The following is a 19,109-nucleotide window of genomic DNA, read 5'->3' as shown; positions in this document are numbered from 1 at the left end:
TTATGATGGACTATCTTAATCGGGAGCTTTCATGGATCGATTTTAACGAGCGGGTTTTGGCGGAGGCGTGCTCCTCTGCAGTGCCGCTTTTGGAACGGCTCAAGTTTATCGGCATTGTATCTTCAAACTTTGATGAGTTTTTTATGGTACGGGTCGCCGGTTTACAGGAGCTTTACAAAAGCGGACATCCCTCCGATGAGTCGGGCGGTTTGTCGCCGGAAACACTGCTAAAGGGTATTGTTCAGAAAACACGGCGGCTGTTTGATATTCAAGAAGCGGTGTTAAATACCGAAATCCTTCCTCAGCTTAAAACACAAGGGCTTATTTACCGCAAACCGGAAGAATGTTCCGAAGCACAGCAGCATTTTTTAGAAGATTATTTTTACCGGCACCTGTATCCTATTATTAAACCGCAGCTATCCGACGATGAACAAGCTCTTGCGGACAGTGTCGCCAATGTGCGGCTGCATATTGGTTTTTTTGCTTTCTGATGATGCAGGCAAACAAGACCAGCTGGCAATTATACCGGTGCCCGAAGTTCCGCGTTTTGTCTTTTTATCACCGGACGGCGGGGTAGCGCCGGTAAAAAAAGTGGAATTTGTGCTAATCGATGAGCTGATTCGGTATTTCGGCAGTGCATTTTTTTCCGGCTGCCGGATTACCGGAACGGGAATCTTTAAAATTAACCGCTCCGCCAGTATGACGGTTGACGATTCCTCCGATGACGGCTTTATCGAGGCGTTGGAAGAAGTTCTTATCAGGCGCCGATACTCGTTTGTTGTCCGAATGACGAGTACGCATGAATCACCGGCTTTTATTGCACGGATGAGCGAGCTGTTTCAGCTGGACGAAAAGGATGTCTATTTAAGCGAGGCGCCCATCGGTCTTTCCTCTTTTGCAAAAATCACGGAAATAGACGGGTTTAAGCGGCTGAGGAATGAAAAATGGAAGCATTTTGCACATCCTGCCTTTCCCTCTGACGGTACGCTATGGGATAGCATCAAAGCCGGCGATATTCTGCTGCACGTGCCGTATCAATCATATAAACCGGTTATCAGGCTTTTATCTGACGCTGCGGAAGACCCTGCCGTAACGTCCATACGTATGACCTTGTACCGTACCAGTAAAAGTTCGCCCGTTGTACGCGCGTTGGTGGATGCTGCAAAGCGGGGAAAACAGGTTACGGTATTTGTGGAATTAAAAGCGCGCTTTGATGAGGAGCGGAATCTCGGCTGGGTAAAGCGGCTGCAAAAACACGGCGTGCGGGTGGTGTACGACCTGCCGCATTTGAAGGTTCACGCAAAACTTCTGTTGATTATGCGGCGCGAGGGGCTGGGTGAGCAGGGATATCTGCACCTGTCTACCGGCAATTATAATGACACCACCGCGAGGCTTTATGCGGACATATCGTTGTTTACGGTTAATCCGCGGATGATTGCCGATGCACAGATAATCTTTTCGCGTCTGTGCGGTAAATATACGCCGGAAAATCCGCACTATATCATTACCGCACCCGAAGCGCTCAAACGTACTCTGCTGGAACATATCGAGCGGGAAATCGACTTTGCACGGCTGCATAAGCCCGCCCGTATTGTTGCGAAGATGAATAGCCTTTCGCATCCCGAACTGATTGCCGCCATATACAAGGCTTCGCAGGCAGGTGTCCGTATCGATTTAAACGTGCGGGGTATCTGTATGCTCATTCCCGGGCAGCGCGGCATCAGCGACAATGTCCGCGTTGTTAGTATTATCGACCGCTATTTGGAGCATAGCCGGATATTCTATTTTGAAAACGGCGGTAATCCTGAATGGTACCTTTCCAGCGCGGACTGGATGCCCCGCAATCTTGAGCGGCGGGTAGAGCTGTTGTTTCCTGTTTTGGATAAGCAGAATCAGTTACTGCTGAATTATTTTTTTAGCGTGTACTTTGCGGATAACGTAAAGGCCTTTGAAATGCAGCCGGATGGCAGTTGGCACCGTAAAACTTTGCAGCAGGGGCAGCCGCCGGTTCGGGCACAAGAAACCTTCCATCGCTTTTTTGAACAGCAAGCCGCCAATTGAATTATTTTAGAGAGCTTCTCGGTCACAGCGATGTTTCAACCACTATTGTTTACACTCACGTTCTCAACTGCGGCGGCCTCGGCTGTTCAAAGCCCTATCGACCGAATGTGATTTGTTTTAGCTTGTTTAGTGAAGATAGGCCTAATCTGACTGTTGATGATGTGTTTCGGCGAATATTATGGTAGAAAGATTTAATTTCTTATCTTGTAGCAGTTTAGATTGTAAACGAGTAGTTTTGATGGTATTATGAGGAAAGGTTGAAACAATGTGAGACGTACGCCTAATGGCGGTAGGATAAGGTTTAGTGAGATTGACGTTTCTTGAGGTAGGCGGAGACAGAACTAATCTATAACATTTATTTTAACGATAACGAAAAAAATAAGTTTAGAGGAAATAAAATGAATAAAAAAGTAGTATTTTTTAATTTGATGAACTTACTAATAACCTTTATTCTTGCTATGATATTCGGAGGTGCTACACAAAATATCAGAGGTAATGAATTACTATTAGGCTCTGTTACAATGGTTACAGTACAATTATCTCCATTGATAACAACTTTAATTTTTAGAAAAAAATATAATGAAAGAAAATTTTATGCTTATAAATTAAATAGATACTCAGTAATAGCTATTATATTTCCAATAACACTGATTTTACTATCTTCATTTATACTTGATTTAATGGGAATACCGTATGTTAAATCAGAATACACGGGGTATTTGTTACTAATTGGTATTATAGCTACTATTGTCGGATCTATTAGTGAGGAAATTGGTTGGAGAGGAACTTTATTACAAATTTTTGAAAATAAATATACTTCGTTTACCGGTTCACTATTTGTTGGAATACTTTGGGGGGGCATGGCATTTCTTCAAAATAATGAACGTCGGATTCGTAGGATACCTATTATTTATCCCTACGGTTATTATGCTTAGTATTTTTATCACATATTTTTATAAGAAATCAAAAAACAATATTTTAAATGCAATTTTTTATCATACTTTTTTTAATTTATCAAATATGATTCTTTTATTTAAAAGAGAATCAATACAATTATATTTAACTATATTAGGTGTATCTGCATTGTTACTCATATTATTGTTTATGTATGATAGAGAGTATTTTAAATTAAAAGAAAGCATAGAAATTTGAGGGATTGGGAAAAGGGATGATAGGGAAGAAAACTTTACTAACTTCCTTACTAGTAAATGCAATTATAAACATTGGTTGTGCTTTTATAATTTATTTATTCAGTTTCAATATTATAAAATTTTAAAAAGGAATATTTTAGGGCGGAACAAGGTAGCAGTAGTACGCGGCTTTCGTCGCTGGGAGAAAAATGATTGTATTAAAAATTTTTAGTGGATTATGTGCAGTATACTTTTTTGTTATACTTATTCGGAGTTTGGTTGCATGGAATAATCAATATAAAGCTTTCATTGATTTTTGTCGTTTGGAAGGCGATACAGAAACTATGACCTTTATTGGGTATAAAGAATTTTACGGTGAAGAATACGGCTTACGAAGGTCTTATTCGCTTGGGGCGGCTCTAGAAAGACTAAATTTGCAATACGCGAAAACCAGCAAAAAAGAGTATTTTGAATACGGTGAATATATCCGTATAAATAGATATAAAAACATCTTATATGTGATTGCAATTTTTCTATGTATTATTGTTACATCTGTACAGGTGTAATAAATGAGAATTACAAAAGTCATTATTTATCCAAAATTGAAAAGTTTTGTTTGTATTGGTTCTATTTGTTTAGGTTTATTTTTTCTTAGTGGATTTTCTTATCTCATCATAAAAATTACTGCAGTATTAAAAGAAATGATGTTTTTACCTGACTGGCCATATTTAATCATTGGGACGTTTCTTCTTTTGTTGCTTTTTATTTTAGGACTGTCTCTTTTCTTTTTACCTTTAGGAAAAAAATAGTAATATTTGGAAATATTGTTGAATATCAGAATTATTTCTTCTTTCATTCAAAAATTGAAATAACAACAGATACAAAAATAAAAATGGGAAGTTGTTATCCTGAATGGGGAGGTCGTCCTGTTCGTATATGGAAAATATCAAACCATCATGGAAAAGAGAAAATAAAAATACATTCAGATTTCTTTGATTACAAATATGTAAATTCTATATTTGGAAAACTAAATGGAAAAAAAATAGAATTTTCCAATTCTTTAATAAAATATTAATGTAATAAGAGAGAATATTTTAGAAAGCAACTCAAGCTTGTTTCCTAAAATGAAATTGAACTTTAGGGCTAAGCAAAGTAGCAGTAAAACGCGGCTTTACGCCACTTAAAAAAGCCTGTTTGACATATACACGCTCTATGTGTATAATATACTTATGATAAAGACTTTTGCGGATAAAGAAACAGAGCATGTTTATAAACAGGAGTTTTCAAGACGGCTTCCGAATACAATTCAGAAAGTTGCTTTGCGTAAACTTATGTTAATAGATAATGCAAAGTGTCTTGAAGATTTGCGGGTGCCTCCAAATAATCATCTTGAACAACTTGTAGGAGACAGAAAAGGACAGCACTCTATCCGTATAAATGATCAGTGGCGTGTCTGTTTTACAGAAAAAGACGGACACTTTTATAATGTAGAAATTGTGGATTACCACTAGGAGAAAACTATGGCAGAGTATATCGAAACACCGACAATGGGTGAAATCTTAAATGAAGAATTCTTGATTCCTCTTGGACTTTCCGCATATAAAGTAGCACAGGAAATTAAGGTTCCTACATCTCGCATTCAGGATATTCTTCATAATCGCAGAAGAATTACTGTAGATACATCTTTACGACTTGCAAAATTCTTTGGAGTTTCAGATGGTTATTTTATGGCTTTGCAGGATGATATTGATATAAGAAATGCAAAGTTAGAGCTTGCTCCACAATTAGAAGAGATAAAAGCCTACGTTTATGCATAATAATATGCCATAACATTATTTTCAAAGCCGACAATACAGACAAGCTCGTTGCACTTTAAAACAATGTTATGGCGACACTACACTAAGATGCGAGGTTTTATAAAAAGATATGAATGGTTTTAAGACTATTATCGAATTACAAGATATTCTCTTCCCGAAATTTTATACAGCAATAGATTCTGAGAATAATGAATATATATTTTTAAAAACTCAAGATTCAAAGATAGATTCATTAGATAAAGTATCTGATAAAACACAATTAGAGGCATATGAAAATCATATTCATATTTGCGGTAAAGTTAAAAAACGTGTTCAACATACAGCCATAACTTCTGCAAAATTAATTACGAAAAATCTAATTGAAAATTTAAAAACAAGTTTTCCAAATAAAAATTTCTATGTCTATTTGGACTGTGATTTTAACGATCATATTATATTAAGATTTCATCAATTATGGGAAAATGAAGCACCGTATTATGATGTAAAAGATTTTCCAAATATCGAGGTATTTAAAATTGAAGCAAAATAGAATATTTCTTCAGCAAGTCAAGCTTACTGTAATCACATTTAAGGTCTCTAAAAACTTAGTGGTTTTTAAAGGATAAAGGATAGTACCAATGCAAAACTATTTTGATTATATCGATGATGATGAACTTTGCACATTTTTTGCAGGCGCTGTAAAAATTCCCAGCATCAATCCGCCGGGGAACGAAGCGCCGATGGTGCAATATATAGAAGATTTTTTACAAGCGAATAAGATTGAATATGAGCGTATTCCAGTTGAAGGAAACCGCTGTGATATTGTCGCTCGGGTGCGTGGGAAAACCCGTGAAAACAGCATCATCTTTACCGGACACATGGACGTCGTACCGGTTTCCGACGAAGAGCGAAGGCGATGGAACTTTGACCCGTTCGGTGCTGAAATACGTGATGGTGTTTTGTACGGCCGCGGCAGCAGCGATATGAAAAGCGGACTGACGGCTGCGCTCTATGCAATGGCTGTTTTACAGCGGCATGGCATCATTCCGCCGACAGATATCATCTTTGCCGCGACAATCGACGAAGAAAACTACATGAAAGGCTCAAAGAAGCTTTTATACTCTCCGTTGTTTGACGGAGCCCGTTCGCTGGTGGTGTGCGAACCGACCGATTTAAAGTTGTGTATAAAAGGGAAAGGCAGAACATGGGCGGATGTCTGCATACGGGGTAAAACCGCTCACGGTTCACAGTCCGGCGCAGGCGATAATGCGATTTACACGGCTATTAATTTAATAGAAAAGATTAAGCATACGGCGTTAACGGGCTATTCTTCGGCGGAGAGCGGAGAGTCTTTTTGGCGGACGCTGGCAATACAGGCAGGCGTGGAACCGCAGGTAGTTCCCGACACCTGTGTCTTTACCGTGGATGCGAGACTTGCCGTCGGGCATCCCATCGATGCAGTATGGGCGCAGTTGGACGAACTGATTGCCGCATTGCACCAAGAAGTTTCTACCGCCCAAGTGTCGTATACCGTTGTCGATAGGCGCCCCTCGTGGACTACAGCAGAAAGCGATCCGTTGGTACAGCGGTGTAAAACGGCACTGGAAGCCGTCGGTCTTCCGTATATCCCGGATATCTTTGCAGGCTCTACCGACGGCAGCGTATTGGTAAAGCAGGGGCTTGCTCCCGTTATCATCGGCCCGGGTGATCTTGCCGTTGTCCACCGCGAAAACGAACATATTAAACTTTCTCAACTTTATCAGGCAGCACGGCTGTATCTGTCAATGATGCTTACTTTTTGAAAATATACGGCACATCTATGTTTTCGTGCCTGCGGGAATAGGGGCAGTGGTTGAATGGCAATTAAAAACCCTCTAAAAACTTGAGTTTTTAGAGGGCTCGTTCAATGTTTTTAGCGCTGTACGGTTATCCGTTACGGGCAACTGTGCGTGAGCCGTTGTTTTACAGTATCAACTACTTTAACGCTTTGTGGCAGAACCACCAGTCAAAACCTTCGTATTCCTTAAGCCGTTTTTCGGCGTCTTTTACGTTTGAAGGCGGCGGTACAATTGCGTGATCTTTAATCAAACCGTTATTCGGCCAGTTAGCGGGCAACGCAACGTTTTGCTTGTCGGAAATCTGTAATGCTTTTACCGAGCGTAAGATTTCATCCATGTTTCTACCGATTTCCTGTGGATAATACAGTACCAACCGGAGTTTTCCTTCGGGATCGACAATGAATACCGCACGAACCGTGTTAGTGCCTTTACCGGGATGCAAAAGTCCTAGTGAATTCGCAATCGAATCGTTTGCAGCAATAACAGGGAATGTAATCTGCACGTTGAGCTTGTCCTTCATCCATTCAATCCACTTCATGTGGCTGAATACCTGGTCAACGGAAAGACCAACCAATTTTACACCGAGTTTATCAAATTCGGGCATGAGTTCCTGAAAGCCGACAAACTCGGTTGTGCATACGGGAGTGAAATCAGCCGGATGGCTGAATACGATAAACCACGAACCTTTTAGGTCTGCCGGCAATGTCATTGGTCCTTGTGTAGTTTGTACTTGCAAAGTGGGAAATGCATCGCCTAAAAGCGGCATGTTAATTCTTTCGTCCATAAAGTATCTCCTTAAAATCTTAGTAATGATTCTTAATATATCATAGTTTTTAAAAAAAAGCAAGCACTTCATATCTTTTTGTTTCCATCGGATCTCTTGTACTTCCTTTTTGTAAATGGATTTCCGCACTACCGCTGCTTTTTTCTATAGTATCCTATGTTATTGAATGTATTTCAGTATATACTGAACCTATGTGGAAATTATTGGCATTTCTTTCTGCGGTGTTTGCCGCTTTTACGTCGATTTTTGCAAAATATGGTATGAAGAACATCGACTCAACGCTCGCGACGGCAATAAGAACCGTTGTCGTGCTCGCGCTGGCGTGGGGTATTATTTTTGCAAACGGGAATATCAAAGGCATAAAGGATTTAACATCCGCTAATTGGGTGTTCCTTATTCTTTCAGGGCTTGCAACGGGTGCGTCATGGCTGTGCTATTTTAAGGCGATACAGATCGGTGAAGTGTCGCGCGTTGCTCCGATCGATAAGCTGAGCGTTGTGCTTACGTTGATTTTGTCGTGCCTTATTCTGCATGAAAAACTGACGATAAAAACAGCCCTCGGCAGCGTACTCATCACTGCAGGCACTCTGCTGTTTTTATAAGTATCTATCTTTTGCATAAAATTTTGTTCGATTGACTTATTCTCTTGTAGTTTTTTTGCCGTTATGCGATGATAGCTTTCAAATGATCGATATTTATACTGAAATCCGCAAGCGGTACGGAAATGTCCGGCGCGCCCGCGGTTACTATTTATACACGGAAAAAAATGTCCGGCTGCTTGACCTGTGGCTTGACGGCGGAAAAGTAATTTTAGGCAGAAGAACGGGACAGGCAAATCTGGTTTGTAAGCAATTTTTGGATAAGGGGCTCACCGGCTTTTTGCCGACCAAGGCTGATGTTCAACTACGGCGTGCGTTGGAAGCCCTGCTGCCGGATTATCCCGTTATCCGCTGGTATGAAACGCAGGATAAGGCGGAGCGGATAGCCGGCTCTGTGCTGCAAGCCGATCAAAACGGTACGGTACAGCTGCTGCCGGTATGGCGGCCGTTTTTAGATCTTGATCCCTCTTCCGATTCTCAAGAGCTGATAGCCGATAGCATCATGTTGGTAACGCCCGCCTATCCGGTACCGTGCGGCATTATCGCTGCCGGTAGCCGGTTTGAAGAACGCTTACCGCCTTCCGATGTGCTGTTCCCACCGTTTGCGTACAGCCTTGCACGGGCATTTTTCGATTTAAAGCATAAGATGGAACAATTTCAACTCAAAGAAATTAAAATCGAAGACGGACACCATTCAGAGACGGCAGGGCGCAGCGCAAGGGTCAGCCATACAATAGTAAAGAAACGGCAAGCGGCGCTCAACCGGAAAGCCGAAGCGGAGCGCCTCATTCCCGGCGTGTGGACACAAAAAGGTTGGTATCTCTTTCCTCATATTCCCGAAGCCGAATACCCTGCGCTTTTTTTGCAGGCGCTTGATGCTCACGTATTAATCTCTCCCGAATATGGCACGCCTTCCATTTTACCCGATTGCGAAAGCTACACAGAATTAATCCGATTTTTAAAATTGAGGAATACTTGATGAAAAAAGCTCCCTTTACGCTGATTTATGCCGATGATGATATGATTGCGGTGAATAAAGCCGCCGGTCTTTTAGTTGCTGCCGACCGTTGGGATATTGAAGCTCCGCGGCTCGACTTGCTCATTCAAAAAGAGCTGCCGCAGATTGCGCCGTTGTGTCAAAAACTCTATGCCGTACACCGGATTGATAAAGACACTTCCGGCATCTTGCTCTATGCCCTCAATGCGGAAGCGCACCGTGCGTTGAATACCGCATTTCAAGAGAGGGAGATAAAGAAAACATACCGACTGCTGATTCACGGGCGGGTATCGGAAGAACAATTTACCGTTGACCTGCCGCTGCGCGCCGACGGAGATGCTCTGCACCGTACTGTTGTAGATAAACGGCGCGGCAAGGAAGCGATAACGCATTTTACGGTGCTGGAAACATTCTGGCAATTCTCCCTACTTGAGGCGCGTCCCGTTACCGGTAGGACTCATCAGATTAGGGTACACCTTGCAGCCGCCGGTTACCCGATTGTCTGCGATTCGCTGTACGGCAGCGGTAAGCCGGTACTCCTTTCCGAGCTCAAACAACGGTGGCACGGTGATGTGTATACGGAGCAGCCGCTTATCCGGCGGCTTGCGCTTCATGCCTATCAGCTTGAAGGGGTTCATCCGCGGACGAGCGAGCCTTTCTCCTTTACTGCCGAATACGCTAAGGATTTTAAGAGTACGGTGCATCAGCTCCAAAAGCTATAGGAGAGTGTTACAGTTATCAGTGTAATCGCATCGATACTATTTCAAACAGGACTATTCCCTTTGTGCGAAATTTTGAATAAAATTTCGCACATTTTTTCGGCAACAAGGCAAATGCATCAGGCAGAGAAGATAAAAAATCGCAGAAAGAATGAGGTTGTGAGACCATTTGAACCATCTTCAACTGTTGTGCATCCGTGTACAACAGTTGAAGGCGAGTTTTGTGCGTGCACAAAACATCGCTTCTGTATGGAACCACTGCCATCCTTGGCAGTTCTGGTCGAATAGTCTCAATTTTTCTGCGGGGTTATTTAAACACCGACTGATGCATTTGCCCTGACGAACCTCTTGCATAAGATATCGGTTTCTGATATAGTAGCTCCATTATCGGCGCCGTGCCCAAGTGGTAAGGGAGAGGTCTGCAAAACCTTCATTCATCAGTTCGATTCTGATCGGCGCCTTTTTTCCTCTCTATTCATTCAATCCGATAATCCAAATGCGCAATTAAAATTTCGCACAATCATATCGCTGAATTCTTTTACAGCAGCTTCATTGATGCTGATTTCTTCAAGTGCCACCGTTGAGGATTCATACTGTTTGATAACGCATGCCCGCTTTACCGCATCGGGGCCGGTTTGTTTTACCGACTCGGCTCCGTTGTAGCGCAGGTTTGCACACTGCTTTGTAACGGCGATAATATCGTAGGGATGGGAGTAGGATTCTGCTTTGAGCCTCATATATGGAGCGTCGGTTTCCGTTAAGAGGCGGGTACTATCGAATGAGGCAGCCATTGCGCATACGGATTTCTGCCCGCGGAGGACTGCCTTGCCGAGCGAAAAATAGGCGTTGACGCCTTTTTTAAGAAATGCCGACGCCTCTTGCAGACTGCCGCCCCAGCCGTGGAAGATAACTGCCGGCAGTTTTTTTAACCGAGGCACCGAATCAAAGATGAGCGGCAGCGCTTTCCGGCAATGAATCACCACCGGCAACTGAAACTCCTGCGCCCATCGTAACTGCATATCCCATACTGTTTGCTGCATCGGCAAGAGTTGCTTATACTCATCATTAAAAAGATCGAATCCGCATTCTCCAATCGCGTGGATCTGCCGTGTTTCCAAAAGACGGTATAAAAACTCCGCTTCATCGGTTACGGGATTTTGGGGATGGATGCCGAAGGAAAAGAGTACGTGCTGTTGTGCAGACGGCTGTAAATGAGTTTCGCTTTGGTATAGGACTGTTCCCGTAGTAGGAGAATTGGCATCGCCGCATACATTGCGTTCAAAGAGGCGGCGGTGCCGTTCATATTCGGTATGGTCATGCGCCGAACAGCAAAGCGATGCCGGATACGCAAACGGTTTGTCTACATTTCCGGCACCGCCTACAGAGGCGCACGTATCAAAATAATCTGCGGGATGGAGATGGGCATCAATGTACATACATACATTGAGACTATTTACGCCTTAAACGTCAAGCCGCCCTTTCCGGCATCCACCGTAATATCGGTCTTGCCGACGAATGCGCCAGAAAGCAGCTCTTTGGCGAGCTTGTTTTCAAGTTCGGTCTGGATAGCCCGCTTTAAGGGGCGCGCGCCGTACAAGGGATCATAGCCGATATCGGCGAGGAAGTCCTTTGCAGCATCCGTTACAATCAAATGCAGGCGGCGTGCTTCAAGCCGTGCGGAAACAGCCTGCAGCTGAATATCGACAATCTTGCGGATATGCTCTTTGCCGAGCCGTCTAAAGGTTAAAAGCTCATCTATGCGGTTCAAAAACTCAGGGCGGAAATGCTGTTTGAGCAGATCTTTAATCTGCGCAGTCATTTCTTCCGGAGTGTCCGCCGCTAAAATTAGCTCCGAGCCGAGATTGCTCGTCATAATGATAATCGTGTTGCGGAAGTCGATTACTCTGCCTTGTCCGTCCGTCAGCCGCCCGTCATCCAGTATCTGCAAGAATACATTGAACACATCGGGATGTGCTTTTTCAATTTCGTCAAAGAGCACCACGCTGTACGGACGGCGGCGCACCGCTTCGGTCAGCTGTCCACCCTCGTCATAGCCCACGTAGCCGGGCGGCGCTCCGATTAAGCGGCTCACCGAATGCTTTTCCATATATTCGCTCATGTCGATACGGGTAAGCGCCCGGTCATCGTTAAAGAGGAAGTCCGCAAGGGTGCGCGCCAGTTCGGTTTTACCCACACCGGTAGGCCCGATACAGAGGAAGCTGCCGAGCGGGCGGTTGGGGTCGGAAAGTCCTGCCCTATTCCGTCTGATGGCATCGGCAACCGCCTGTACTGCTTGGTCTTGTCCGACAACCCGTTTCTGCAATACTGCTTCCAGATCGAGGTACTTCTGCTGCTCGCTCGCAAGCATCTTTGCAACGGGAATCCCCGTCCACATCGAAACAATCTTGGCGATATCCTCTTCGGAAACCTCTTCGCGGAGAAGCTGTCCGCTGCTGCCGGCCTTTTTTGCAAGCTCTGCAGTAACCGCGGCAATCTTTTTTTCCAGTTCCGGTATGCGGCCGTATTTCAGTTCGGCAGCCTTATTCAAATTGCCGTCGCGTGTAAACTGCGTTTCTTCACGGCGCAGCTGCTCAAGCTCTTCCTTATATTTCCGCGACTCGTTGATGCGGGTCTTTTCGTTTTGCCACTGCGCCTGCATCACATTCCGCTTTTCGGTTAAGTCGGACAGTTCCTGCTCCAGCTTTTCCAACCGTTCTTTTGAAGCGGCGTCCGTTTCTTTTGAAAGCGACACCTTCTCGATGTTCATCTGGAGGATTTTGCGCTCAACCTGATCAAGCTCAACCGGCTGGCTTTCAATTTCCATTTTAAGCCTACTGGCTGCCTCGTCCACGAGGTCGATTGCCTTATCGGGCAAAAAGCGGTTGGTGATATAGCGGTTGGAAAGTACCGCTGCTGCGATGAGTGCCTCATCCTTAATGCGCACACCGTGGTGTACCTCGTACTTTTCCTGCAAGCCGCGCAGAATGGCAATGGTGTCCTCTACATTCGGTTCGGGGCAGTATACCTGCTGGAAGCGGCGTTCAAGCGCGCTGTCTTTTTCGATATACTTGCGGTACTCATCCAAGGTGGTAGCGCCGATCGCCCGCAGCTCACCGCGCGCCAAGGCAGGTTTTAAGAGGTTGGAAGCATCCATCGCCCCTTCGCTCGCACCGGCGCCGACAAGGGTATGCAGCTCATCAATAAAGAGGATGATACTGCCCTCGGCTTTTTGCACCTCGGAGATAACCGCTTTGAGGCGCTCCTCAAATTCGCCGCGGAACTTCGCTCCGGCAACCAAGGCGCCGAGGTCAAGCGATAAGAGCTTTTTTCCGCGCAGGCTATCCGGCACGTCCCCGGACACAATCCGGCGGGCAAGTCCTTCGACAATAGCGGTTTTACCGACACCCGGCTCACCGATCAATACGGGGTTGTTTTTAGTGCGGCGCGACAGAACCTGCATCACCCGCCGGATTTCTTCATCGCGTCCGATAACCGGATCGATTTTTTCTTCCCGCGCAAGTTCCGTTAAATCGCGGCAGTATTTTTCGAGGCTATTGAACGTCGCTTCGGGATCCTCGCTCGTAACCCGCTGATTTCCCCGCACATCCTTTAAGGCTCTCAACGCCGCATCGTAGGTAATACCGTGCGAGCGGAGCAGTTCGCCAACCTCATCATCGCTTTTGGTAAGCGCAAGCAGAATGTGCTCCGTGGAAACATACTCATCCTTGAGCGAAGCGGCGATCTTTTCCGCCTGAGCGCAGAGCTTTGTTAAAACCGGCGACATATATACCTGTGCAGAGTCTCCGGTTACCCGCGGCTTTTTATCCAAAATAGTATCGAGTGCATCAAGAATCTGATCCGTTGACGCACCGATCTTCTCAATGAGCGGCGGTACAATCCCCTCTTCTTGATCTAAGAGTTTATATAAGAGATGAACCGGCTCAATCTGACTGTGATTGTCTTGTTCGGCAAGCGAGGCTGCATCCTGCAATGCCTCACGTGCTTTCACTGTGTATTTGTCTATGTTCATACAATGAATCTACGCACAAAATGGAAAAACGGCAATAAAATTTTTTTAGAGAACGGCGACTTATCCTATGGCATAAAACGGATCCGCTGCCAATAGCTGTTATACAGCTCTAAGTTTACACCGAGGTCCTGTTTGAGAATGCAGTCGTTGAGATCATCAAGTGCGTAGTGAGGTCGTTTCTTTTGGTAGTACCTTGCCTCCGTATGGATAGAAGCCGGAAAGCCGAATGTATCTAAGAACTCGGCATAAACGGTAGGTTCAAGCACAAAGTTGATAAAGGCATGTGCAAGTTCCGGATGAGGGGCTCCTTTGGGAATACAGAAGCTGTCGATATACAAGCCTGAATGAACGCCTTGCGGAATAAAGAAGTCAACATACTGCGTTTGATCTTCCTGCAACTCTGCAAAAATTGCCTCCGCATATCCTTGCACCGCTAAAAAATCCCCCGACGCAAAAGATTTTGCAAAGCCGTCCGCATCAAACTTTATGAGATTCGGTTTCCAATTGTTTTGGATTAGACGATATGCTTGTTCCAGCTCATCAGGATTGGTGCTGTTCGGCTCATAACCCAAAGAACCTAATGCAGCGCCGAGCACTTCCCTCATATCATCCATCATCGTCATTCTGTTTTTTAAATCTGCCCGTTCAAAGATATTCCAACCGCGTTCATAATTGGGCACTTCTTTGGTGTTTACCGCAATACCTGCTGCACCCATGTAATACGGTACAGAGAATTCCATTTTTGGGTCATACTCGATTCGATGGAGTACTTCCGGGCGTAAATAGCGGATGTTCGGGATTTTTGAAATATCGATAGGCTCAAGCATGTTCAGTTTTATCATGATTGAAACATAATCCGCCGATGGGATAACAAGGTCGTAGCCTTTTGAACCGGCCATAAGCTTAGCGAACATATCTTCATTGGATGCAAAATCATCATAGACAACTTTGACATTGTATTTTTTTTCAAAAGCTTGGATAACGGGATCGGGTGTGTAGTATGTCCAATTATACAGATAGAGAACTGCGTCTCGTTCATCGCGGCAAGCGGTAAAAACAATAAGAAAAGAGAGTGTTACTACGATGCATAAAAAATAGAACGTACCCTTTTAAAACGATGATCCATAGCCTACCTCACGATTATATTGTATATAGGGAACCTCTAAAAACTTCAGTTTTTTAGAGGTTTTCCTTGATTTTAATTTGCGATGTTTTTAATAAGTCATTTATATTTATAGACTTATTAAAAACTCGACGGGTACCTCTAAAAATCTAACCGAGTTTTTAGAGGTACCCATAGAATATACAAGAAATAACCCATAGATGACAAGCCGGAATCAAACTTCCAGCGGAAGATCCAAGCATTTACTAAGAAACAACTGTTTGACTATCTGTATACCGCAGAACTGCTTACAGCCTTTTATCACCTGCATCAACTAATGCACAGAGCCGTGCATCAGTTGATGAATCTTCTCCAACCGGTTATCGTCCTCTAAAGAATAAAACGATGCTGATAATACCGTGATAGATAAAGTCAAAGCCGATCATGTATGCGACGAATAGACTCGTAAAGAGCGGATGCATCAGCATAACAATTCCACAGATGATACCCAGTATGCCGACTAGCATCAAATAAAAACCGCCTCTTCTGGTTATGTAGCGGATTTTAAAACTGATAATAAACCGCGTAATACCGCTGAACAATATCCAACAGGCAAAGAGGTACGGGATAATCGTTGCGGCTGTAAACAGAGGGCTGGTCAGTACGAGAATTGAAAGCAGGATAGTGAGAATACCGTTCAGCAAGACAATTAAGATATGGTCTTCTCTGTCTGCAAAATAATGGATAATTTCATACACACCGTTTATAAACATAACCGCTGCGAAAAAAAACGAAAGTGATGCCAAGCTGGTAATCGGGTTGATGAACATATAGATACCTGCAATAATAGAAAGGATACCTACTACCAACGCCGTAATGCGGAACTCTTTTCTCATATCTCCTCCTTTAAGAAAGGTGTTATTAATAAAAGGGTATATGCCGTATCGTATTTTGTCAAGCCGGAAGCACTCTTAGTAAAAATTGACATTTTTAACATTTCCTTTTAATATAATCTATCGAATATGGATACTGGAGAACCCCCGCATATAATTTTACTGCTCATCAGTTTATTGGCGCTTTTTTTGCTGTCGATGTTTTTTTCGTCGGCAGAGACGGCGTTCTTATCTTTGAATAAGCTCAAGCTGCGGTTTTTGCGCGAACGAAATAACCGTGCGGCAGCGCGGGCGGAAAAGATTTTGCAAAATAAACAAAAATTTTTATCGACAATTTTGATAGGGAACAGTATTGTCAACATCGCTATATCCGTAGTGCTGACTGCCGCCGCGCTGCGGATATTCGGGGATTCAGGGTTGGGTATTGCGGTCGCCGCAGGTACGGTACTGCTATTGATCTTCGGCGAAATTTTGCCTAAGTCGATTGCGTTGGTGTATCCCGATGCTTTGAGCCTTGTCTTTGCCCGCTTTATCTTATTATTGATGGCGATACTTTCGCCGGTTGTTGCACTTTTTTCTGCGATTACCGATGTTTTGCTGCGGCTTTGCGGTATCCGTGAAGCGCAAAACACGGCGGCTGTTACTGAGGCGGATTTACGCGAGTTTTTTCAAGCGCGGGAGGAGGGCGGCTTTATCGGCAGTGATGAACGTATGTTGCTAACGAACATCCTCCGTTACGGCGACTTTTCCGTTCGCAGTGTGATGACGCCGCGGCGTGATATTACGGCAATTCACATCGGAGCGTCTGCGGAAGAGATTATAGAGCTGTCAAAAAAATCCCGCTTTTCGCGCTTTCCGGTGTACAGCACAAATATCGATGCCATACAAGGGTTCTTCTATATTAAAGATTTTCTATTTTCTCCCGAATACTTGGACGGGAGTGCTGCCTTTCAGGTAAGCGCCTATCTGCGTAAACCGCTTTTTGTATTTGAAACAACGAAGCTCGCTCAAGCGGAAAAAAAATTCCATACCGAGCAGCAAACGATGGCTATTGTGCTCGATGAGTACGGTGGAACTGCGGGATTGATAACCGTCGAGGATGTCAGTGAGGAAATATTCGGCAGTATTCTTGACGAATATGATGTACGGGAAACTGCCGTACCGTCAGGCGCTGCCGTGCAAGCAGGTGCAGCCCGACAAACAGATACCGTTGCAAAAGACGCCGGTGCTGCGGGTGAGGAGGTTGGGGCAGTGCAGCCGTTGCAACCTGGACAAACTGCCGAACCGGCAAACATAGATACCGCAGAGGCGGGCAAGGATACTTACAGTACTGTTGCGGGTGTAAACATACGCGCTGATACGGCGGAAACGGTACAGGCAGGAGCCGGTGATGCGGGTACCGCTCATGATGAAGGCGAAGTAGCGGATATTTTCTCCATCACAGGCATTACCCGGCTCGGCGATTTAAACGAAAAGCTGAACCTCAACCTTGAATCGCAGTATAGCGACACCATCGGCGGTTACATAATGGAGAAAGCAGGTGAAATTCCGGCGGCAGGTTATTCAATTACCGCAGAGCCGTATCTTTTTACCGTAAAGAAGGTTGAAGCAAACCGTATTGTGCAAATTGAAGTGCGGATGCAGGCGGAAGAATGAACGTTGTCGTTATCAGTGTTGAAATAATTATCCTGCTCGCCTGCGCAGCCTTTTTTTCCGGTACCGAAACGGCGGTAACTGCTATTACGCGATCGGAATACCGCACTCTCAAAAAAAGCTCCCGCAGAAATGCTCAACGGTTAGCTCGGTTGGTAGAAATGAAAGAAAAAATCGTTACGACTGCGCTCATCGGCACCAATTTTGTCAACACGCTGAGTTCGGGTCTTATTACCGCCTTTACCCTCAATGTGTTCGGCGCACAGGCTGTTCCCGCAGCAACTGCGATTATTACCGTACTCATCATCATCCTTGCCGAAATTTTCCCTAAAGCGCTCGCAGCCGAACGGGCGGAATCGATCGGCAAGAAAGCCTCGCTACCGTTGTATGTGTGTTACACATTGCTCCGCCCCATTGTGGCGGTGTTCTCGCTGCTGACAAAAGCAGTCCTCAAGCTGTGTAATGCCCGCCCGAAAACAACGCCGGATACACTCAAGGAAAAAGATCTTCAACTGCTCGTGCATATCGGGCAAGAAGACGGCGCCCTCGCCGCCGGAGAAGAAGCGCTGTTGCGCAAAGCCGTTTTGCTGCAGGATGTTAAGCTCCGCAATATTATGACGCCGCGTACGGCAATTAGTTACGTTGATTCCGCCGCGACTTTTCCGCAAGTCATTGAACAGTTCCGCCGCAGCCGTTTTTCTCGATTGCCTGTCTACGATTCCGAAACAAAGACTGTTACCGGTATTATCCATTATAAAACGCTGCTGTTTGCTTTGCAGGAGCGGCGGGAGCCTGAACTTGAGACTTTGCAGCGTCCTGCGATTTTTGTTCCCGAGGGAGCTTCCATCTTTTCTATTATCAAAGCGATGAATGCCAAGATGCAAAATATCGCAATCGTCATCGATGAACACGGCGGCGTGGCAGGGCTCATTACGATGGATGATATCATTGCTGCAGTATTCAGTACGGTGCAGGATGAGTACGGCAAGGCACGGAACGATCCGATGCGTTCGGTACGCTTTATCAATACATCGCAGCTTGTCATTCCCGGTGCACTAAAGCTGGAAGATTGCAACGAATTACTGCACACCGATTTTCACTCCGATTATTATGATACTCTCGGCGGTTTTCTACTTGAAAAATGGGGATATTTGCCGCATACTAATAAGAAGATTACTTGCGGACGGATAACGTTTACCGTCACTCATATTATCAATAGACGAATCGATACCGTCATCGCAGACCTTTCATCGGTATTGTAAGCACTGGTTATAAAACACCAGCCAACTAATGCCGAAAATAAGAGTAACGATGCAAAAAGCATCAGCTGCCGGAAGTCTATTTTAAAAGACGGGTAATCGCAGCAGACAGATAAATCAGAATCGCCAAATAAATAAGGCGGTTGCGTAGAACCATCGGTTTTCCGTTAGTCTTTTGAAAATAGGTGGAGCAGATACGAGGCATGAACAAAAATTACCCGCAGGCGTGCTTTTGCACGTCGAGGTCT

Annotated in this window: 20 protein-coding genes and 1 tRNA gene; 16 read left to right on the top strand and 5 right to left on the bottom strand. The window is 44.7% G+C overall.

Annotated elements, in window-relative coordinates:
- The first annotated feature begins 2 nt into the window (after positions 1-2).
- The 10 genes from QI63_RS13240 (at position 3) to QI63_RS04050 (ending at position 6,789) form a co-directional block, all read left to right on the top strand.
- Entirely contained in the window at positions 3-491 is a 489-nt protein-coding gene (locus QI63_RS13240) for a polyphosphate kinase (protein WP_235619778.1), read from the top strand.
- Positions 427-2,061, top strand: coding sequence for a polyphosphate kinase 1 (gene ppk1, locus QI63_RS04085; RefSeq protein ID WP_235619777.1), 1,635 nt, complete (start codon positions 427-429; stop codon positions 2,059-2,061). The genes QI63_RS13240 and ppk1 overlap by 65 nt, the downstream gene beginning before the upstream one ends.
- 398 nt (positions 2,062-2,459) lie before the next feature.
- Positions 2,460-2,996 (top strand): CPBP family intramembrane glutamic endopeptidase, encoded by a 537-nt coding sequence (locus tag QI63_RS04080; protein WP_235619776.1) that lies wholly within the window; start codon positions 2,460-2,462, stop codon positions 2,994-2,996.
- A 404-nt stretch (positions 2,997-3,400) separates the two neighbouring features.
- The gene (locus QI63_RS04075) at positions 3,401-3,757 is read left to right on the top strand and encodes a hypothetical protein (RefSeq protein WP_044014127.1); all 357 of its coding nucleotides are present in this window, start codon (positions 3,401-3,403) and stop codon (positions 3,755-3,757) included.
- Between the two features lie 3 nt (positions 3,758-3,760).
- The gene (locus QI63_RS04070; RefSeq protein WP_044014125.1) at positions 3,761-4,000 is read left to right on the top strand and encodes a hypothetical protein; all 240 of its coding nucleotides are present in this window, start codon (positions 3,761-3,763) and stop codon (positions 3,998-4,000) included.
- An 83-nt stretch (positions 4,001-4,083) separates the two neighbouring features.
- Positions 4,084-4,266: a hypothetical protein gene (locus QI63_RS13115; protein WP_215904703.1), complete on the top strand. Its 183-nt coding sequence runs from the start codon at positions 4,084-4,086 to the stop codon at positions 4,264-4,266.
- Between the two features lie 154 nt (positions 4,267-4,420).
- Positions 4,421-4,702: a type II toxin-antitoxin system RelE/ParE family toxin gene (locus QI63_RS04065; RefSeq protein ID WP_044014123.1), complete on the top strand. Its 282-nt coding sequence runs from the start codon at positions 4,421-4,423 to the stop codon at positions 4,700-4,702.
- 9 nt (positions 4,703-4,711) lie between these two features.
- Entirely contained in the window at positions 4,712-5,008 is a 297-nt protein-coding gene (locus QI63_RS04060; RefSeq protein WP_044014121.1) for a HigA family addiction module antitoxin, read from the top strand.
- A gap of 109 nt (positions 5,009-5,117) precedes the next feature.
- Positions 5,118-5,537 carry a hypothetical protein gene (locus tag QI63_RS04055; RefSeq protein WP_044014119.1) on the top strand — a complete coding sequence of 140 codons (420 nt, stop codon included), beginning with the start codon at positions 5,118-5,120 and terminating at the stop codon, positions 5,535-5,537.
- Between the two features lie 88 nt (positions 5,538-5,625).
- A complete protein-coding gene (locus QI63_RS04050) occupies positions 5,626-6,789 on the top strand; it encodes a M20 family metallopeptidase (RefSeq protein WP_044014116.1) in 1,164 nt (387 codons plus the stop codon).
- Between the two features lie 172 nt (positions 6,790-6,961).
- On the opposite strand, the gene QI63_RS04045 is transcribed toward QI63_RS04050, so the two are convergent.
- Complete coding sequence (locus QI63_RS04045) at positions 6,962-7,609, bottom strand: peroxiredoxin (protein WP_044014114.1); 648 nt, start codon at positions 7,607-7,609, stop codon at positions 6,962-6,964.
- 191 nt (positions 7,610-7,800) lie between these two features.
- Here QI63_RS04045 and QI63_RS04040 point away from each other — a divergent pair, with 191 nt between their 5' ends.
- From QI63_RS04040 to QI63_RS04025, 4 genes are all read left to right on the top strand, one after another.
- The gene (locus QI63_RS04040) at positions 7,801-8,211 is read left to right on the top strand and encodes an EamA family transporter (protein WP_044014112.1); all 411 of its coding nucleotides are present in this window, start codon (positions 7,801-7,803) and stop codon (positions 8,209-8,211) included.
- 82 nt (positions 8,212-8,293) lie between these two features.
- Positions 8,294-9,187 carry a hypothetical protein gene (locus QI63_RS04035; RefSeq protein ID WP_044014109.1) on the top strand — a complete coding sequence of 298 codons (894 nt, stop codon included), beginning with the start codon at positions 8,294-8,296 and terminating at the stop codon, positions 9,185-9,187.
- Positions 9,187-9,927, top strand: coding sequence for an RluA family pseudouridine synthase (locus QI63_RS04030; protein ID WP_044014107.1), 741 nt, complete (start codon positions 9,187-9,189; stop codon positions 9,925-9,927). The genes QI63_RS04035 and QI63_RS04030 overlap by 1 nt, the downstream gene beginning before the upstream one ends.
- Before the next feature lie 386 nt (positions 9,928-10,313).
- Positions 10,314-10,385: transfer RNA gene (locus QI63_RS04025), tRNA-Cys, on the top strand.
- An 18-nt stretch (positions 10,386-10,403) separates the two neighbouring features.
- Here QI63_RS04025 and QI63_RS04020 read toward each other — a convergent pair.
- The 4 genes from QI63_RS04020 to QI63_RS04005 all read right to left on the bottom strand — a co-directional run bounded on the left by QI63_RS04020 (position 10,404) and on the right by QI63_RS04005 (position 15,952).
- The gene (locus QI63_RS04020; protein WP_044014106.1) at positions 10,404-11,360 is read right to left on the bottom strand and encodes a TatD family hydrolase; all 957 of its coding nucleotides are present in this window, start codon (positions 11,358-11,360) and stop codon (positions 10,404-10,406) included.
- A 17-nt stretch (positions 11,361-11,377) separates the two neighbouring features.
- Positions 11,378-13,954: an ATP-dependent chaperone ClpB gene (clpB, locus tag QI63_RS04015; RefSeq protein WP_044014104.1), complete on the bottom strand. Its 2,577-nt coding sequence runs from the start codon at positions 13,952-13,954 to the stop codon at positions 11,378-11,380.
- A 65-nt stretch (positions 13,955-14,019) separates the two neighbouring features.
- Entirely contained in the window at positions 14,020-15,039 is a 1,020-nt protein-coding gene (locus QI63_RS04010; RefSeq protein ID WP_044014102.1) for an extracellular solute-binding protein, read from the bottom strand.
- 397 nt (positions 15,040-15,436) lie between these two features.
- Positions 15,437-15,952 (bottom strand): HdeD family acid-resistance protein, encoded by a 516-nt coding sequence (locus tag QI63_RS04005; protein ID WP_044014100.1) that lies wholly within the window; start codon positions 15,950-15,952, stop codon positions 15,437-15,439.
- A 126-nt stretch (positions 15,953-16,078) separates the two neighbouring features.
- Between QI63_RS04005 and QI63_RS04000 the strand changes: the two genes are divergently transcribed.
- Both QI63_RS04000 and QI63_RS03995 read left to right on the top strand, forming a co-directional pair.
- A complete protein-coding gene (locus QI63_RS04000) occupies positions 16,079-17,605 on the top strand; it encodes a hemolysin family protein (protein ID WP_052185473.1) in 1,527 nt (508 codons plus the stop codon).
- Positions 17,602-18,864: a hemolysin family protein gene (locus QI63_RS03995; RefSeq protein WP_044014098.1), complete on the top strand. Its 1,263-nt coding sequence runs from the start codon at positions 17,602-17,604 to the stop codon at positions 18,862-18,864. Before QI63_RS04000 ends, QI63_RS03995 begins: the two co-directional genes overlap by 4 nt.
- Positions 18,865-19,109: the final 245 nt, after the last annotated feature.

It is taken from the genome of Treponema sp. OMZ 838 (genome assembly GCF_000775995.1).
Classification (GTDB): Bacteria; Spirochaetota; Spirochaetia; order Treponematales; family Treponemataceae; genus Treponema.
The sequence above is the reverse complement of the archived record's forward strand: the minus strand, read 5'-3'. Positions and strand labels throughout refer to the sequence as shown.

Bases quoted from the DNA above. Each gene is read 5' to 3' on its own strand.
- QI63_RS13240 (WP_235619778.1), top strand. From the start codon at position 3: ATGATGGACTATCTTAATCGGGAGCTTTCATGGATCGATTTTAACGAG.
- ppk1 (WP_235619777.1), top strand. From the start codon at position 427: ATGAACAAGCTCTTGCGGACAGTGTCGCCAATGTGCGGCTGCATATTG.
- QI63_RS04080 (WP_235619776.1), top strand. From the start codon at position 2,460: ATGAATAAAAAAGTAGTATTTTTTAATTTGATGAACTTACTAATAACC.
- QI63_RS04075 (WP_044014127.1), top strand. From the start codon at position 3,401: ATGATTGTATTAAAAATTTTTAGTGGATTATGTGCAGTATACTTTTTT.
- QI63_RS04070 (WP_044014125.1), top strand. From the start codon at position 3,761: ATGAGAATTACAAAAGTCATTATTTATCCAAAATTGAAAAGTTTTGTT.
- QI63_RS13115 (WP_215904703.1), top strand. From the start codon at position 4,084: ATGGGAAGTTGTTATCCTGAATGGGGAGGTCGTCCTGTTCGTATATGG.
- QI63_RS04065 (WP_044014123.1), top strand. From the start codon at position 4,421: ATGATAAAGACTTTTGCGGATAAAGAAACAGAGCATGTTTATAAACAG.
- QI63_RS04060 (WP_044014121.1), top strand. From the start codon at position 4,712: ATGGCAGAGTATATCGAAACACCGACAATGGGTGAAATCTTAAATGAA.
- QI63_RS04055 (WP_044014119.1), top strand. From the start codon at position 5,118: ATGAATGGTTTTAAGACTATTATCGAATTACAAGATATTCTCTTCCCG.
- QI63_RS04050 (WP_044014116.1), top strand. From the start codon at position 5,626: ATGCAAAACTATTTTGATTATATCGATGATGATGAACTTTGCACATTT.
- QI63_RS04045 (WP_044014114.1), bottom strand. From the start codon at position 7,609: ATGGACGAAAGAATTAACATGCCGCTTTTAGGCGATGCATTTCCCACT.
- QI63_RS04040 (WP_044014112.1), top strand. From the start codon at position 7,801: ATGTGGAAATTATTGGCATTTCTTTCTGCGGTGTTTGCCGCTTTTACG.
- QI63_RS04035 (WP_044014109.1), top strand. From the start codon at position 8,294: ATGATCGATATTTATACTGAAATCCGCAAGCGGTACGGAAATGTCCGG.
- QI63_RS04030 (WP_044014107.1), top strand. From the start codon at position 9,187: ATGAAAAAAGCTCCCTTTACGCTGATTTATGCCGATGATGATATGATT.
- QI63_RS04020 (WP_044014106.1), bottom strand. From the start codon at position 11,360: ATGTACATTGATGCCCATCTCCATCCCGCAGATTATTTTGATACGTGC.
- clpB (WP_044014104.1), bottom strand. From the start codon at position 13,954: ATGAACATAGACAAATACACAGTGAAAGCACGTGAGGCATTGCAGGAT.
- QI63_RS04005 (WP_044014100.1), bottom strand. From the start codon at position 15,952: ATGAGAAAAGAGTTCCGCATTACGGCGTTGGTAGTAGGTATCCTTTCT.
- QI63_RS04000 (WP_052185473.1), top strand. From the start codon at position 16,079: ATGGATACTGGAGAACCCCCGCATATAATTTTACTGCTCATCAGTTTA.
- QI63_RS03995 (WP_044014098.1), top strand. From the start codon at position 17,602: ATGAACGTTGTCGTTATCAGTGTTGAAATAATTATCCTGCTCGCCTGC.